This window comes from Streptomyces sp. NBC_00576 (assembly GCF_036345175.1).
In the GTDB taxonomy this organism is placed as follows: domain Bacteria; phylum Actinomycetota; class Actinomycetes; order Streptomycetales; family Streptomycetaceae; genus Streptomyces.
The window spans coordinates 5134354-5149654 of sequence record NZ_CP107780.1 but is presented as its reverse complement, the minus strand read 5'-3'; the positions used below and the strand labels follow the sequence as shown (position 1 = coordinate 5149654).

Here is a 15301-nt window from a genome sequence, read left to right as displayed (position 1 = left end):
ACCTCCTGTGAAGCGGGGGGCAGGAAGCAGAAGGAACCAGGAGGGGCAGCGAGGCCGCCTCTCCTTACTGAGTGGTTCACTGAGTGGTTCGCCAGGACCGTACCTACTGGTCGGTTACCTCGGGTAGCAGTCGGTAGGTTACGGTTGAGTAACTTGACTCGCTGTCTAATTGCGGGGTCGCTGCCGTCACCGTCGTACTCACGCCCGTGGCAGTACCCCCGCACGCGCCAGGCCGCCCAGCCAGACCGCCGACGGTCGTGGGGTGCGTTCGAACGTGTCGGGGTTGATCTCGATCAGGCCGAACGTCGGCTTGTAGGAGCCCCATTCGTAGTTGTCCAGGGCGCTCCAGTGCAGATAGCCATGTACGTCGAGGCCGTCCTCCAGTGCTGCCGTGACCTCCTGGAGCGCGCCCGTGGTGTATGCGATGCGGCGGGTGTCGTCGGAGGTCGCGATGCCGTTCTCCGTGACGATCAGGGGGACCGCGCCCACGATCCGTGCCGTGTGGCGCAGGGCGTGGCCCAGGGCCTGGGGGTAGAACTCCCAGCCTGTGAGCGTGCGTTCGGCTTCCGCCGGCGCCGGGACGGGGTGGCCGTCCGGGTCGATCCTCGTCCTCGTGTACGACTGGACGCCGATCCAGTCGTCGTCCCGGGCGGCCTCGATGAAGACGTCCTCGCGGGGGTGGCTGTAGGCCGCGGTCGCCGCCTCCGCGCCGGGGAGGGGCTGGTAGACCTGGTTGGCGATCGACCAGCCGACCCGGATGTCGCCGGAGGCGGAGAACGACCTGATGACCGCCGTCGCCCGGTGATGCGCCTGGATCAGGGCGTCCGTCGTCGCCTTGTCCGGCAGCGGGGTTCCGGCCGTCGGAGTCTCTCCCGCTGCCGCGCCCAGCTTCCGGATCGCGTCCGCCACCGCGATCATGTTCGGCTCGTTGATCGTGCACACATGCCGTACGTCGGTGCCGATGACCGGCGCGGTCGCCCGTACGTAGCGCTCCCACAGGTCGATCGCGCCCTCCGCAGTCCAGCCGCCCCGGTCGGCGAACCAGCGGGGGAGCGTGAAGTGGTGGAGGGTGACCATCGGGCGCAGGCCGCGTTCCAGGGCGCCGTCGACCATGCGGCGGTAGTGGGCGAGTTCGGCGCGTGAGAAGTGGCCGGGGGCCGGTTCGATGCGGGCCCACTCGATGCTGAAACGGTAGTCCGTGAAGCCGAGTTGGGCGAGGAGGTCCATGTCCTCGGGCCAGCGGTGGTAGCTGTCGGCCGCGTCGAGGCTGGGCTCGGCGATGCGGCCGTCGCCGCTGTGCTCCAGCTGCCACCAGTCGCTGTTGACGTTGTTGCCCTCGATCTGGTGGGCGGCGGTGGAGGCTCCCCACAGGAAGCCCTCGGGGAAGGGCAGGCCTTCAGCAGCGCAGTCAGGGATGCCGTCAGGGATGCCGTCAGGTGTGGTGGTTGGGGCGTTCGTGGCGGGCATCAACGTGGTCCTTCCTGCGGGCCCGGCCAGATCGCCGACGCGTCGTCGCGGGTCGGGTCGGGCAGGCGGATCGGGCGTACGGGGACGGGGGTGGGGAGTTCGCGTCCCTCCGTCGTTGCCGTCCAACTTGTCGGGTGGCCCGAGTAGTGGAGGGTCGTGAGGGCGTACACCCCGTCCGCGTACACCTCCACGTACTCGCCGACCGTGAGGACGCGCAGCGTGGTGGCCGGCTCGGCGAGGATCGTCTCTTCGAGACGGGCGCCGTCGGGGCCCGTGATGCGGAGGTTCTTGCCGTCGCAGGCCACGGTGAGGGCGGGGGCGTCGCCGGCCGGGGTGGTGGTGCGGAGGGTGATGTCGACCGGGGCCGTGACGTCGATGTCGCCCATCGCGTGGAGGGTGGGGGCGGTCGTTTCGGCGCCCAGGTAGGCGTTCAGGCCCGGCCACCATTCCAGGCGGGGCGGCGAATCCGGCGGTGTCACAAGGGACTTGGGCTGCGCGAGCATGCCCCGGCAGCGGTCGCCGGCGTCCGTGAGGCCGACCTTGCGGGGGGTGGTGTGTACGACGACCCGGGAGCCGTCGGGGGCGGTGACGACCCGGGGTGCGTAGGCGCCGGTCGGGGCCAGCGGGCCCCGGCGGGTCCAGGGGCCGCGCAGGGCCGGGGCCGTCCAGGACTCGATGCAGCGCGTCTGGCCCACCGAGCAGAGGAGCAACCAGCGGCCGTCGTCGAGGCGTTCGAGGACCGGGCACTCCAGCTCGTCCGTGTCACCGGGGGCGACGATCGGCGGGTGGACCGTCCAGTGCTCCAGATCGGGGGAGGTGGCGAGCGCCACGCAGCCGCTGACCTCCACCGGGAGCGAGGCGTCGCTCGCGCAGACGACCATCACCCAGCCGCCCGGGCCCCCGGGGGCAGTGTCCATCCCGGCCGCCACTCCTTCGTCGTCCCGTACGACGAACGGGTCGCGCCAGCCCATCCGGTCGCCGGTGCGGTACCAGCGCGGGTCCGCCTCGACGACCGGGGAGGTGCCGTGCCGTCGCCAGCCCGTGCCGTCGGTGCGGTCGGAGTACGCGAGGCCGACCGACTGGAGCGGAGTGCCGTCGGGGGAGAGCCCGGAGACCCCGGTGTAGAACATCGCCATCCCCGCGCCGTGCCGGAACGGATGCATCGTCCATACCGCCTGCTGGTCGAAACGGCCGGGCAGGCCGTTGCCGAAGGCGATGCCCTGTGGCTGCCAGTCGACCAGGTCGGCGGAGGTGGCCCGGCCGTAGGACGTCTCCATCCGGAGATGGTCGAACTCGGTGGTCCAGGGGCCCTGCAGATGCAGCACCGTGTACGTGCCGTCGTCCTCGTCGCGCAGAAGGGCGAAGTCGTTCAGGCAGTGGCCGGGCGGGGCGTATCGCATGCGCAGATCCTGTCGGCTCACAGCGCCCAAACGCGTGCGCTGAACATCGATCAAGGTGGACCATCTCGGGAATCGGCCCAAGTAAATATGAACGCAAACGCTTGCGCAACAGCCCGGTCAGGTTTACGGTCACGGCACTCGCAGGGTCACATCGACGTGACGCCGGACGCGAGAACCATCGGGAGGAACGCACCGTGACGGCCAGCATCAACGACGTCGCCCGCGCCGCCGGCGTCTCGGCGTCCACCGTGTCCCGCGCACTGCGCGGCCGGGCGGGCGTGTCCGAGGAGGTGCGGGACCGGATCGTGGAGGTGGCCGCCGGGCTCGGGTATACGGCGTCCCGGTCGGCGTCCAGTCTGGCGAGCGGGCGCACCTTCACCATCGGGGTCGTCGTCCCGTACGTGGGCCGCTGGTTCTTCGGCACCGTGCTGGACGCCGCCGAGCATGTGTTCAGCGCCGCCGGGTACGACGTATTGCTGTACAACCTCGGCTCGCCGGAGATTCGCAAGCGTTTCTTCACCAGGCTGCCGGTGCGCAAGCGCGTGGACGCCGTGCTGTCGCTGCTGATCCCCGACGAGGAGGAGACCGCCGCGCTGCTCTCCCTCGGGGTGCCGCTGGCGACGACCGTCGGTGGTGCCCGGCCGGGCTTCACCGTGGTCGGCATCGACGACCGGGCGGGAACCGAGATGGCCGTACGGCATCTCGTCAACCTCGGGCATCGACGGATCGGCATGATCGCGGGGGCCAGTGAGCCGCTGCACTGGACCACTCCGATCGAGCGCCGCCAGGGATATCTGGGGGTGCTGGCGGAGGCCGGGATCACGCACGATCCGGCGCTTGAGGCCGACGGCGAGTACACGGTCGCGGGCGGTGAGCGGGCGATGACCCAGCTGCTGGCCGCCGCGCGTCCGCCGACCGCCGTGTTCGCACAGTCCGACGAGATGGCGATGGGGGCGCTGCGTGCGCTGCGCCGACATCGGCTGAAGGTGCCGGACGACGTGTCCGTCGTCGGCTTCGACGATCACGAACTCGCCGAGGTCGTCGGGCTGACCACTGTTGCCCAGCCCGTCGCCGGGCAGGGCGCCGAGGCCGCCCGGCTGCTGCTCAGCCAACTCGACGAGCCCGGGGCGGAGTTGCCGGAGCAGGTGCGGATGCCCATCCGCCTCGTCCTGCGCGAGACGACCGCCCCGCCGCGCCCCCGCGGCCCGCAATAACCCGCTGGCCCCCCAGTAACCCCTGGCCCTCAGCAACCTCTGGCCCTCCAAGTAGCCCCTGGCCCCGGCAACTTCTGGTCCTCAATGACCCCCCGGCTCCAGCAACCTCTGGTCCTCAATGACCCCCCGGCTCCAGCAATCTCCGGTCCTCAATGACCCCCCGGCTCCAGCAACCTCTGGTCCTCAATGACCCCCGGCCCCAGCAACCTCTGGTCCTCAATGACCCCCTGGCCCCAGCAACCTCTGGTCCTCAGCAACCCCCCGGCCCCAGTTCCTAGGCCCCGCGAGTTCCCAGTCCCGCGTTCCCCACGCCGCGAAAGTCCAGTTCATCAGCGTTTGCAACTCCCAACCCTCGCCACAGCAATGACGCACGGAGGCACAGTCCATGAGCGCGATCAGCAGAAGGTACCGGCGCACATTCAGTACGGGCCTGGCCCTCGCCCTTCCCCTTGTGGCGCTAGCCGCCTGCGGTGGGGGCGGCGGGACCGACGCCTCGGCGGAGGCGGGCAGCGGCACGGGAACGATCAAGGTCTGGGCCCATCAGGGCGCGGCGAGTGAGGCGGCCGCGCTGCAGAGCGCGGTGAAGTCCTTCAACTCCTCCCAGGACAAGATCAAGGTCGAGCTGACGCTGATCCCCGACAACGACTACACCAAGACGATCACCGCCACCGAGGCCGCCAAGCTGCCGGACGTACTGGAGTTCGACGGCCCGACCATGGCGAACTTCGTCTACAACAAGAAGCTCGCCCCGATCGATTCGTACGTCTCCGCGACGACCATGTCCAACGCCACGGACGCCATCAAGGCGCAGGGTGAGATCGGCGGCAAGCACTACGGCCTGGGCATGTTCGACTCCGGGCTCGGCATGTGGGGCAACAAGAAGCTGCTGGACGCGGCCGGGGTGAAGTACCCGACCGGCCTGTCCGACGACTGGACGGCCGCCGAGTTCACCGCCGCCCTCAAGGTGCTCAAGGCCAAGGACGCCGACGGAAAGGCCCTCGACCTCCAGGAGACCGGCGGCTACGCCAACGAGTGGGGGACGTACGGCTTCGCGCCGATCGTCTGGTCGGCCGGCGGCTCGCTCATCAAGGACGGCAAGGCGGAGGGCGCCCTCGACGCGCCCGCCGTCGTCTCGGCGCTGAAGACCTTCCAGTCCTGGAAGCCCTACGTCGACCCCAACACCGACGGCAACGCCTTCGCCAAGGGCCGCGTCGCGCTCAGCTGGGTCGGCCACTGGATGTACCCCGCCTACAGCAAGGCTCTCGGCGACGACCTCGTCGCGCTGCCGCTGCCCGACTTCGGCAACGGGCCCAAGACCGGGCAGGGTTCGTGGGCCTGGGGCATCGGAGCCGACACCAAGAACGCCAAGGCCGCGGGCGCCTTCCTCGACACCCTCCTGGACGACACCAACGTCACGGCGATGACGACGGCCAACGGCGCGGTCCCCGCGACGAAGACGGCGCTCGCGAAGAGCGAGCTGTACAAGCAGGGCGGGCCGCTCCAGCTCTTCGCCGACCAGCTCGCCAAGCCCTGCGGCGACACCGACATAACCAAGTCCTGCGTGGCCGTGACCCGTCCGGTGACCGCCGGATACCCGGTCGTCACCGCGAAGTTCAGCGAGGCCCTCAACTCGATCTACGGCGGTGCCGACCCCAAGAGCGCCCTGGAGAAGGCCGCCCGAGCCATCGACCAGGACTTCTCCGACAACGCCGGCTACCAGCTCCAGTAGCACTCACTCGTCGGCGGGGCGGGCTGCCGACGCCGTACGCATCCACCTGTGTACGTACGTCGTACCCGCCCCGCCGGGAACAGGACCGAACCGGACCGAACAGGAGCCCTCCGTGAAATCCGTCGAACGGGCGCCCGGCGCGCCCCATGCCCGGGACCAGGCTCAACCCGTGACTCCACCCGTGACCTCCGTCAAGCCCGTGCGTCCCGCGCGTCCGGCGCGTTCCGGGCGCGGCAACCGTGACTGGCTGCACGGACTGCTGATGTCCGCCCCCGCCCTCGTCGGCCTCATCGCCTTCGTCGGTGTCCCGTTCGGCTACGCGGTCGTCCTCTCCTTCTACAACGTGCGCCTCGGCTCCCCGCTGGCCCCCAGCTTCTTCGGCCTGGAGCAGTACCGCCGGCTGCTGACCGACCCGGACCTCTCCGGGCCGTTCCTCCGCGCCCTCCTGAACAACCTCACCTTCGCCGTGGTCGTCGTACCCCTCCAGACGGGGCTCGCCCTCGGCCTCGCGATCCTGCTCAACCGCAAACTCAAGGCGATCGGGTTCTTCCGGTCCCTGTTCTTCATGCCGGTGGTCTTCCCGATGGCGCTGGTCGCCGTGATCTGGCGGCTCATCCTCGCCCGCGGGGACCAGGGCATGCTCAACTCGGCGCTGCACGCGGTGAGTTTCGGCAACTGGGGGGCCTTCGACTGGCTCGGCGACGGTGCCACCGCGATGGCCTCGATCATCGTGCTGTCCGTCTGGCAGGGCGTCGGCTTCCAGATGGTCATCCTGCTGGCAGGCCTTCAGCAGATCCCGACCGAGCTCTACGAGGCCGCCCGGCTGGACCGCGCCACCGCCTGGCAGCAGTTCCGCCATGTCACCCTGCCCGGCATACGCGGCACCCTCGTCTTCGTCGTGATGCTCACCTCGGTGCTGTCGTTCCGGGTCTTCGACCAGGTGTACGTCCTGATCCGCGGCGGCGGCCTGGACGAGGACGCGACGCGCACGGTGATGTACCAGGCGGTCACGACCGCCTTCGACCAGAACAACATCGGCCAGGCGTCCGCGATCACCGTCGTCTTCTTCCTGATCGTCGTCGCCATGACCATCGTCCAGCGCCGCGTGGTCCGGCCCGACAACGAGGACTGACATGAGTACGAGTACAAGTGCGGGTGCGCGAATTGAGAGGGCCAACAGGCAGCCACTGCGCCGCTTCCTCGACTACGCCGTACTGAGCGTGCTGGGGTTGCTGTTCGCGCTGCCGGTCCTCTACCTCTTCCTCGGCAGCCTCAAGCCGTCCGACGAAGTCCTGAACGGCCTCTCCGGCTTCCTTCCCACCCATCTCTCCTTCGACAACTACTCGGCCGTGCTCGACGCCCTCAACTCCGACAGCACCGGCTACTTCTGGCGCTTCATGGGCGTCTCGCTGCTGCTCGCGTTCGTCGTCGTGACAGGGGGACTGTTCGTCAACTCGATGGCGGCGTACGGGCTTTCACGCCTGAAGTGGCGGGGCCGGGAGGCGCTCTTCACCCTCGTCCTGCTGCTGATGCTGGTCCCGTTCGAGTCGGTGGCCGTCCCCCTGTTCTACATGTTCAACGGGCAGCGCAACACGCTTCTCATCCAGGCGCTCCCGTTCGTCGCCAACGCCTTCTCCGTCTACCAGTTCCACACGTTCTTCCGCTCGATCCCGACCAGCATCGAGGAAGCGGCCCGACTGGACGGCGCCGGGCCCTGGCGTACCTTCTTCGCGATCATCGTCCCGATGAGCAGGCCGGCGTTCGCGTCCGTCGCGATTCTGACGTTCCTCACCCAGTGGGGCTCGTTCCTCTGGCCGGTACTGATGGTCTCCGACCCCTCGGTACGGCCGCTGCCGCTGGAGATGAGCGTCTTCCAGGGCCAACTGCCCCCGGACTGGGGGCAGATCCTCGCCTTCGGTGTGCTCCTGGTACTGCCCGTCCTGGTGGTCTTCGCCTTCTTCCAGCGGTGGTTCGTCCAGGGGGTCGCCAGCTCGGCGGTCAAGGGGTGACGACTTGAGGTCGTCTGCTCAGCAGCCGGTGGCCGTCGGCGTGAACCTCAGTTTGTCGAGCCGGTCCGCGTCGACGGCCTTGGCGTAGGTCGCTTGGGTGACCTGGTACCAGACGGCGTCCTTGGAGGTGTCGCCGCCCACGTCGTTCAGACTCACGCACCAGCGTTCCTGACGGACCACCCGGGTGTACGTCTCCGTGCCGCTGCGGACGGTCGTGCACTTGCGGGAGCCCTTGCTGGACCTGCACTTTCTGACCATGTGCGGGCGGGTGGCCTTGGCCGTCTTCCTGGAGATGTGACGGACGTCGTCGCGGAGTCCGGTGACCGTGGTGGCCGTCGACGCGGCCCCCTCGCCCTCGTCGTACTGGTCGCTGCTGCCCCCGCCGGCGGTGGAGTCCCGCCACGGGTCGTCGTCGTCCTTCCCGCCGCCGCCACCGCATGCGCCGAGGGCGGCCATGATGACCACCGTCAGACCGGCCGCCATCAGGCGTCTCTTGCTGGACATTCCTTGTTCCCCGCCCGCCGTTGTCTTGAAAACGACGGTCAGCGTACCTCCCTCACATCACGATCAGCGCGATCGCGATGAGTACGACGATCATGGTGAAGAACACCCCGAGCACGCACCCCACGTTGTTCGACAGCTCGGAGAGCCGGGACATGGGGGTCTGAGGTTCCAGTGCGGTGAGCGGTGGCGGTGGGGGTGGGGGAACGGCCGGCTGTGGTCTCTCCTTGCGGGCCAGCGCTTCGTGCAGGAGCTGTCGCCATACCGTCGGCGGCAGGTCGGGGACCTCGCCGTTCGCCGGGGAGATGATGCTCTGCTCAAGCCAGTTGCTACCGATGGGGTGGGGGGCCCGGCTCATCCTGTGCAGCAGTTCGTACAGATGGTGCAGATAGCGTGGGTCGCGGGCCAGTGGGGCGACGGCCCAGGTGAAGAGGTCGGCCGCCCGGCCTGCCTGGGCCGCGCCCGACATGGGCTCCCCGGGCTGTCCATGGGGTGCCAGGTACAGGTTCTCGCTGAGTACCCGCTCGCACAGGGCGTGTTGCATCTCCAGGGGGCGTGCCTCGCGGCGCTGGTGGGTGCCCAGCTCGGAGAGGAGCAACTCCACTGAGTCCGAGGGGAGTTCGCCGGAGCGCAGCTCGTGCAGCAGTACCTCGTCGGGCAGTTCGCGCAACTGCGCCATCAGGTAGCTGCGTTGCATGTGGTTCCCGCGTTCATGTCCGCGCAGGTCCTCGTGGAGTTGGTGAGTCTGGTGAGCCTGGTGAGGGGGTGCGTACGGGGCTTGGGGCTCCTCGTACTTCGGTGCGCGGTACGGCGGTTGTGGTTGTGGTTGTGGCTGCGGTTGGTGGTGCTGTTGGTGGTGCTTCTCCCCGTACTGGGAGTGCTCGGCGTGCTCGGGGTACTTGGGTCGGCGGTCCGGTTTGAGGATCTTCTTCAGCAGGTCCTGTCGGCGCTCCCAGTCCATCGTCGCGCCGCCGCTCAGCTCCCTCGTCAGCTGGGGTACGCCCGGGGGAGCACTCCGGTGGGCGAGGAGGTGCTCGACCAGGCGGGACGCCGCCTGGTGCTCGAAACGGGGGTTCGCCGTCTTGCCGCCCATCACCCTCGCCAGGGGGCCGGAGCCGCCCGTGTCCTGTTCCCAGCGGGGGACGGACGTCAGGCGCAGGGGGTGGGTGTCGACGGTGTCGTACGTCGCGAACGTCCACTCGTGGCCCGGCCAGTCGTGGAAGAGGAGGAACAGGCCCAGGTAGACCAGCGGGGTCTCGTCCCGCTCCGGCCAGCCCGACAGCTTCTCCTCCTCGACGAGGAGCGACACTCGTTGCGCCGGGTCGCGCAGCCACTCGGCCGTCGCCAGCATCAGCGCGCCCCGCACGCTGTCCAGCCGGGCCTCCATCTTCGGCAGCCGCTGGCGCACATGGACGTCGAGTTCCGCGCAGTCGATCATCGGCTGCGAGCCCGTCGCCCGTTCCGCGGACTCCCGCTTTCCCCAGCCGCCGTACGCCAGAGCCAGGCACTGACGGGTCTTCAGGGTGCCCGGGGGGCCCATCAGGACGTGGCTGATCGTGCTGGGGCGGCCGGTGCGGTCCATGGTGGGCCAGCGCTGGACGAGCAGGACCTCGCCGTCGCGGGAGAGGGTGCGTACGACGCTGGGGCGGGCCGCGCCGGGACCGGACACCCATAGCAACGGGCCCAGTTCCCGGCCCAGTTGCTCGGCCCGGTCGGCCGGACAGGAGTGGGCGACCGCCTTCATGCCGGTGCCCTGACGGCCGCCCTGGTTGCCCTCCCAGCGGAAGACGATCTGATGCACCGAGGGCGCCGACAGCGTCGAGGACGTCCCCTGGAACTCGCTGAATTCGCTCACTTCTCTTCCCCTCCCCGTTCCTGTCCCCGATCCCGATCCCGTTCCCGTCCGGGCCCTCCGGCTCCGCGCGCCCCGGGCACCCCGAACGCCCCGGCCGAGTCTTCGGCCGAGCCCTCGGCCGGCACCGCCTCCCAAGCCGCCGCCTCGCCCCTCGCGAACGCCTCCGGGCCGCCCGGGACGTCGATCAGACCGTGCATCGCCAGCAGGGAGAGCAGCGGTTCCAGTACGCGCCGGGGCGCCGCGCCCGCCGGATAGCGGCCCTGGTCCTCCTGGCCGCCGGTGGCCGACGCGACGTGCAGGGTGCACCGGCGGATCGCGTCGAAGGGGCGAAGCCAGGCCTGGCCCGCATGGCGCCGCAGGAACGTGTGGACGTCCTGGCTCTCCTCGCGCAGCTGGACGGGGTCGAGGGCGGTGAGGGGCCCCCGGCCCAGCCAGCGGTCGACCGGGGACTGGAAGCGCAGCAGGTCCGCCTTGCCCAGGACCATCGTGGCCGCCACCTCCAGGTACGGGCCCGTCTTCGGGAGCCGGTCCAGGACCGTCGCGAAGGCGAGGTCGCCGTCCCGGTTCACCTCCACGCCCCCGCGTTCCCTCGCGTGGTCCAACTGCGGGAGCGGGAGCGCCAGTACGGGGTCGACGACGAAGACCAGGGCGTCCACCCCGAGCAGGAACCGCAGGGCCGCGTCCGTGCGGACGAGGTCCTCGCCGCCCAGGTCGAAGAAGGCGACCGGACGTACCTGCCCGTTGGCGTCGGTGATGAGGAGGGACTCGACGAAGCGGGCGAAGCCTTCGAGGCCCACGCCGGTGGTGTGGTCCAGGACGCGGCCGTTGCGCAGGGGCTGCACCCGTTCCCGTACGAACCGGGCATGCTGCTCGGGGTTGACGGACTGCCAGGTGAGGCCGAACGGTTCGAGGCCGCCGTCGGTGATCTCGGCGATCATCTGGGTCAGCAGATGACTCTTGCCGGTGGAGGACTGGCCGACCATCGCGACCGTCAGCGGCCGGCCGTACGTCAGATAGGGCACGGGGATGAAGTGTTCGGGGAAGTCCGGGTCCGCCGTGCACTTCTGGACGGCGCCCCGCATGACGTCCTGGCGGCGCAGCTTGCCGATGCCCGCGAGGTTCAGGGGCTGGTACTGCATGCGGCTGTCGGTGACGTACAGCGCGCCGAGGTCGAGCTGGATGGTCTCCAGGCAGTACGGGCAGAGCACCTCGCTCTCGCTCAGCCCGGTCCCGGCACCGGAGGTGGGCGCTGTGGGCGCCTGCCGTTTGGCGCGCAGGGCCTGTTCGAACACCTCCCGGTCCTGGTGTGTCTCCTCGGGGGGTGAGGTGAGTGTGGTGCGGCGGGAGGTGCCGGGGGACAGCAGGTCGAGGAGTTGGGCGGGGGTCGGGCGGGCAGTCGCGCGGGGCGCGAAGGCTTCGCTCAGGGTTTCGTTCAGGACGCGGTGTTCGGCCAGGTCGGCGGGGGCCCGGTCGGGGTGGCCGGGGCGGCCGGTCACCAGTCGGTAGAGCACCTGGGCGGCGCTCCACACCGCGTCCCGGGAGTCGACGTCGCCCTCGCTGCGGCGCTGTTCCGGCGACGAGTAGGGGGCCCGGCCCCACGGGGTCCGGGGGCGGCCGACGGCGGTGACTCCCTCCAGGCCCCAGAGCTGGAGGGAGGTGCCGTCCCAGAGCACGGTGGTGGGCGAGATACCGCGTGGGACGAGGCCCTGGCCGTCCAGGAGGCACAGGGCGAGCATCAGGTCGCGGGTGAGGACACGTTGGTCGGTCGACGACATCACGTGGGTCTTGGCGGCGGTGGCGCCGCGCGGCGGGTCGTACAGGAGGAACGGCTCGGCGGTGTCCAGCTCGTAGCCGATGAGCCGGGGGAAGAGCGGGGCGAACTCCGTGCCGTCGACCAGCCGGTGCAGTCGCAGCGCGGTGCCCGCCTCGGTGTCGAGGAGGGCGCGGGCGGCCGGTTCCGTCGCGTCGGCGGCGGAGAGGCGGACCTGTACGCAGCGCTGTCCCTGGCCCCGGTCGTCGAGCAGGGCGTTGCGGATCAGCGGGGGCAGTTGCGGGTCGCGCCGGGACTCGGGGCCGAAGCGGGCCCGGGCGACGCGGCGGCGGCCGGAGGGGGTGCTGAAGCCGAGCTTGGCGTCGGCGGGGCCCTCGGGACCCGCCGGCCGCTCCGGTCCGGGGTGCGTGGTGCTGGTCACCAGCGGTCGCCGTCCCCTCGCTCGTAGGCGCCGTCGTACGGACTGTCGTGCCCAAACCCGTCCCCGTACTCGTCCCCGTCCCCGTCACCGTCTCCGTCGTGGCGGGGGCGGAAGGTGTCGACGACGCCCGGGCGCAGCGGGGTGAGCCGGAGCAGGCCCGCGTAGCGTCCCGACGACGTCCACTCCACCTCCTCCGGCCGGCCCGAACCGTTCGTACGCCACACCTTCTCGACCTCGTCGCGTACGGCCAGCGGCGCGAACCTGATCCACACGGCGGCCGCCGGGTCGCGGCTGAGCAGCGCGCCCTGTTCGGGCGAGGACAGTTGGACCACGGCCTGCCGGTCGGTCTCCGCGCCGACCAGTCCGGCCGGCCCCCGCGGGTCGGTGCCCAGCAGGTTCGCCGGGGCGGGCCGGCTGCGGCGGGCGGTGGGGAAGGGCGGCGCGGCCAGCACCCCGTTGTGGCGCAGGTGCCTGCGGGCCGTCGACAGGAGTTCGGCGACCCGACCCTCGATGCGGGTCGCGGCGAGCGTGCCTGCCTGGCCGCGTTCCACGGCGCCCCAGTAGGACCGCATCGCCTCCATGGCGGCGTCGGCGAGGTCGGCGGTGAGCGTGGCGACCAGCTCCGGGCCGCCCTCGGCGGTCTCCCGGTCCAGCCAGCGCGGTGTCCCGTCGGCGCCGTTCGGCCGAGGGGCGTCGGGCGGGGCGGGGTGCTGCTTCCGGGCGGATGTGGAGGTGGGTGCGGATACGGGGGGATCGGTGTCGTCCGTGGGGTCCGTGGCGTCGGCGGGGTCGTCCCAGAGAGGGGCGTCCGGCCAGGCGTACGCGCTCATCCAGTCGTCGTCGTTGTTCTCGTCCGCGGGTCCGTCGCCGGCCCCCGAGAACGCGTCCGGTGTGCTCGACAGCCAGTCGTCCGCCGCGAACTCGCCGTCCCCGTACGTGTCGTACGCGCCGCCCCCGCCCTCGACGGTCGCCGTCCGGTCGGGCTCGGGCACCGCCTCGGCCTCGGCCGCCGCTGCCGTCGCCCGCAGTACCCCGGCGACGGAACGGGCCGCGTCGGCGCAGTTCAGGCGTTCCTCGACGGCCCAGTGCTCCTGGACGCCCTTGGCCAGCAGGGCGTCGAGGCCGTTGAGGGCCTGGCGGAGCGCGCGGGTGGCGTGGCCCGGGGCCCAGGCGTCGGCCGCCCCGCGCCAGAGGCGGCGGGCCGTTTCCGCCGCCGCGCACAGGCCGATCAGCAGACCGGACGTGCCCAGCCAGGGCGCGGGGTCGGCGGCGTACGCCACCAGCGCCCCGGTCAGGGCACCGCCCCAGGCCGCGATCTGCGGGCCCACCGCCCACCGGCCGGGGCGGCCCGCGCCACGCAGCCGGGACGCGCCGAGCAGCGAAACGGCCAGGAAGAGCAACGGGACGACGAGCGCCAGCGAAAGCAGCGGCCCCTGCCACAGCGCACCGAGCAGCCCCGCCACGGCGGCCACCGGCCCGGCCGCCGCGGGACTGCGCACCGGGTCGTCCGGCTCCCCGGACTGCCTGGCCACCGCGTCCGACCTGAACGCGGCGAGCTTCGGGAGGAGTGCCGAACCCGGTACCGGTTCCACCCGGCCGGCCAGGGCGGTGAACCTCTGGGCCATCGACCGCAGGGCGAGTCCCTGGCCGAGCAGTTTCTCGGCGTACTCGCGCAGGCCCTCGCCGATCCGGTCCCGCATGCCCTCCACCGTGGGCAACCGCAGCCCCAGATCGGTGAGTTGGGCCGCCGCCTCGGCGGTCGAGGACGCCGTGCCGGAGCCGGTGCCGCTGCGCAGGGCCCTGCCCACGAGTGCCTGGTAGGCGTCGAGGGCCTGGCGGGCCTGGTCGAGGTCCGCCTCGAAGGCCGCCCGGCGGCCGGGGCGCAGCAGTCCGGGGAGGGTGCCCAGGCCGGCCAGCGCCTCGTCGGCGTAGTCGAGGGCGTCCGCGCAGGCCTGGTAGGCGTCGTCCGCCGGGCCGCCCGGCTGCCGGTACTGCTGGTCCCGGCCGCCCCGGCCGGTCGCCAACACCCTTAGCGGTTCCGGGAGATCGGCGCCGGACACGACGGCCGCCGGCGGTGCGTGGTCGGTGTCCTGGCCCGCGAACCGGTTGAGCGCGTCGCGCCAGGCCCGGTCACGCACGTCGGGGGGCAGATCCTGTTCCAGGAGGCGTACGCCGGGTGCGGCGACGGCGTCGGGCAGTGCCGCCAGGTCCGTCAGCACGCGCCGGTAGACGTCCGGCACCGACAGCACGTCCACCAGGACGGCCAGGGCGTCGGGGTCGTCGGGCGCGGGCTGCTCCAGGGCCGTGCGCGCGGAGCGCAGGTCGCCGGCCCACAGGATGGCCGTACGGTCGTTGCGCAGGACGGCGGGGCGCAGCAGTCGCCGGTCGGGCCGGAACGCCTCGTCCTCGCCGGCGTACGAACCGGGTGCGCTGCCCACCAGCAGGACCAGGATCCTGACCTTGCCCACGGCCCGGTAGGCGGCGAGGAGTTCGTACTGCCGCTGGTGGTCGGTGAGCCCGGCCGGGGTGTCGGTCACCAGGAACAGCGGGTCCTCGGGCTCCGGTTGCCCGGCCTGGGCGAGCCGGCGGGCGACGCGCGCCCGCAGTGCCTGGGCGGTGTCGAGTTGCGCCGCCCCGGCACGCAGGTCGAGCGGGATGACGACGGGGCCGAAGCCCATGGGCACGCTCACCTGAGACCTCCGGGGATGCCCCGGCCCTCAGGCCGGTGCGGAACCGGACTCCTGCGGAGTAGGGCAGGGAACGGGGTTTCGCCAGGGCAAAAGGCCGCCCACGCGGTCGGGTACGCTGATCGCCGTGCGTTGCGAGAACCAAGCGCGTACGACGTGCTGATCGAGAACCAAGACAGCACATGCACCTCCAAGCTTTGCGGCACAAACCGGGCTGGTTTCAACCCGGCTGGTGTTGATCGTGGAA

At 71.2% G+C, this 15301-nt stretch carries 10 protein-coding genes; 4 read left to right on the top strand and 6 right to left on the bottom strand.

The window, feature by feature from the left end; genetic code table 11:
- Positions 1-198: 198 nt before the first annotated feature.
- Together OG734_RS22035 and OG734_RS22030 are read right to left on the bottom strand one after the other, a co-directional pair.
- Complete coding sequence (locus OG734_RS22035) at positions 199-1467, bottom strand: glycoside hydrolase family 1 protein (protein WP_330289244.1); 1269 nt, start codon at positions 1465-1467, stop codon at positions 199-201.
- Positions 1467-2867, bottom strand: coding sequence for a mucin-1 (locus OG734_RS22030; RefSeq protein WP_330289243.1), 1401 nt, complete (start codon positions 2865-2867; stop codon positions 1467-1469). The genes OG734_RS22035 and OG734_RS22030 overlap by 1 nt, the downstream gene beginning before the upstream one ends.
- Before the next feature lie 194 nt (positions 2868-3061).
- On the opposite strand from OG734_RS22030, the gene OG734_RS22025 reads away from it, so the two are divergent.
- The 4 genes from OG734_RS22025 to OG734_RS22010 all read left to right on the top strand — a co-directional run bounded on the left by OG734_RS22025 (position 3062) and on the right by OG734_RS22010 (position 7819).
- Complete coding sequence (locus OG734_RS22025) at positions 3062-4081, top strand: LacI family DNA-binding transcriptional regulator (protein ID WP_330289242.1); 1020 nt, start codon at positions 3062-3064, stop codon at positions 4079-4081.
- A gap of 385 nt (positions 4082-4466) precedes the next feature.
- Positions 4467-5810 (top strand): ABC transporter substrate-binding protein, encoded by a 1344-nt coding sequence (locus OG734_RS22020; RefSeq protein WP_330289241.1) that lies wholly within the window; start codon positions 4467-4469, stop codon positions 5808-5810.
- Positions 5811-5922: 112 nt separating this feature from the next.
- Positions 5923-6942: a carbohydrate ABC transporter permease gene (locus tag OG734_RS22015; RefSeq protein ID WP_330289240.1), complete on the top strand. Its 1020-nt coding sequence runs from the start codon at positions 5923-5925 to the stop codon at positions 6940-6942.
- A 1-nt stretch (position 6943) separates the two neighbouring features.
- Positions 6944-7819, top strand: a complete 876-nt coding sequence (locus OG734_RS22010) for a carbohydrate ABC transporter permease (RefSeq protein WP_330289239.1) — start codon at positions 6944-6946, stop codon at positions 7817-7819.
- Between the two features lie 18 nt (positions 7820-7837).
- Here the strand turns inward: OG734_RS22010 and OG734_RS22005 are convergent, their stop codons facing one another.
- The 4 genes from OG734_RS22005 to OG734_RS21990 are packed head-to-tail and all read right to left on the bottom strand — an operon-like array spanning position 7838 to position 15057.
- A complete protein-coding gene (locus OG734_RS22005; protein ID WP_330289238.1) occupies positions 7838-8323 on the bottom strand; it encodes a hypothetical protein in 486 nt (161 codons plus the stop codon).
- A 52-nt stretch (positions 8324-8375) separates the two neighbouring features.
- Positions 8376-10175: a hypothetical protein gene (locus OG734_RS22000; RefSeq protein ID WP_330289237.1), complete on the bottom strand. Its 1800-nt coding sequence runs from the start codon at positions 10173-10175 to the stop codon at positions 8376-8378.
- Positions 10172-12367 carry a hypothetical protein gene (locus tag OG734_RS21995; protein ID WP_330289236.1) on the bottom strand — a complete coding sequence of 732 codons (2196 nt, stop codon included), beginning with the start codon at positions 12365-12367 and terminating at the stop codon, positions 10172-10174. Before OG734_RS21995 ends, OG734_RS22000 begins: the two co-directional genes overlap by 4 nt.
- Positions 12364-15057: a hypothetical protein gene (locus OG734_RS21990; protein WP_330289235.1), complete on the bottom strand. Its 2694-nt coding sequence runs from the start codon at positions 15055-15057 to the stop codon at positions 12364-12366. Before OG734_RS21990 ends, OG734_RS21995 begins: the two co-directional genes overlap by 4 nt.
- Positions 15058-15301 lie beyond the last annotated feature (244 nt).

Bases quoted from the DNA above. Each gene is read 5' to 3' on its own strand.
- OG734_RS22035 (WP_330289244.1), bottom strand. From the start codon at position 1,467: ATGCCCGCCACGAACGCCCCAACCACCACACCTGACGGCATCCCTGAC.
- OG734_RS22030 (WP_330289243.1), bottom strand. From the start codon at position 2,867: ATGCGATACGCCCCGCCCGGCCACTGCCTGAACGACTTCGCCCTTCTG.
- OG734_RS22020 (WP_330289241.1), top strand. From the start codon at position 4,467: ATGAGCGCGATCAGCAGAAGGTACCGGCGCACATTCAGTACGGGCCTG.
- OG734_RS22010 (WP_330289239.1), top strand. From the start codon at position 6,944: ATGAGTACGAGTACAAGTGCGGGTGCGCGAATTGAGAGGGCCAACAGG.
- OG734_RS22005 (WP_330289238.1), bottom strand. From the start codon at position 8,323: ATGTCCAGCAAGAGACGCCTGATGGCGGCCGGTCTGACGGTGGTCATC.